The organism is Vibrio sp. 10N.222.55.C6, from assembly GCF_041473395.1.
Lineage (GTDB): Bacteria > Pseudomonadota > Gammaproteobacteria > Enterobacterales > Vibrionaceae > Vibrio > Vibrio crassostreae_C.
Genome location: NZ_JBFRSD010000898.1, coordinates 1 through 302 on the forward strand (window position 1 = coordinate 1; position 302 = coordinate 302).

Consider the following 302-nt stretch of genomic DNA (forward strand, 5'->3'; position numbering starts at 1 on the left):
AAACTGGCTAAGCTTCCCTCTTCCTTTGGACGGAATCCAACAAATCCAGCGATATTCCGATAAGCATTTAAGAATGATCGAAGTGTTTCTGCGAGAGGTCGATAGCGAGTGTTCAAGATCATCGATCGTTAGGTGATACTCTTCACCTAATTCATACTTTGCAATAAGCTGCTGAAGTCTACGTAAGTTAGCGTCGTTCAATGGATATCCGAATCAAGCGTCTAGTGGAACGAGAATAGCTGTAACCCAAATGGGAGGTCTATTTACTCATTCAAGTTGGAATATGCTGTATGAAACTGTTG

1 protein-coding gene is annotated in these 302 nt (G+C 41.7%); it reads right to left on the reverse strand.

The genetic code is table 11. The features are described from left to right. Positions 1–201, reverse strand: a 201-nt coding sequence (locus AB4486_RS26760) for an SgrR family transcriptional regulator (RefSeq protein ID WP_372119802.1), incomplete at its 3' end; no start/stop codon positions are given. Positions 202–302 lie beyond the last annotated feature (101 nt).